Genomic DNA, 233 nt, shown 5'->3' on the forward strand with positions numbered 1-233 from the left:
CGCGCGTGGGATCGACGCTGTGAGTGGAGATGATTTCGCGCGTGATGCCAGCAATCAACGACGGCTCCCCGCGATCACGCTGCTGATCGTCCGGTTTGAACCAGTTCCAGCACTTTGACGGATTCGCCTGCGGCGGTTGCACCGGATAAGCAACGAGAAACCGATGCCGGTCGGCAAGCGCATTCATTTGTGTGCCTGCTGCGAAGTCGTCGGCGTCCTGCGTGCATCCGTGG

General features: G+C 60.9%; 1 protein-coding gene. It reads right to left on the bottom strand.

Annotated features, from left to right (window positions below; all coding sequences use genetic code 11):
• Positions 1 to 233, bottom strand: a 233-nt coding sequence (locus tag SB753_RS41740; protein WP_410805775.1) for an alpha/beta hydrolase family esterase, incomplete at both ends; no start/stop codon positions are given.

The sequence above is a fragment of the Paraburkholderia sp. SIMBA_053 genome (assembly GCF_046534895.1).
GTDB classification, from domain to species: Bacteria; Pseudomonadota; Gammaproteobacteria; order Burkholderiales; family Burkholderiaceae; genus Paraburkholderia; species Paraburkholderia caledonica.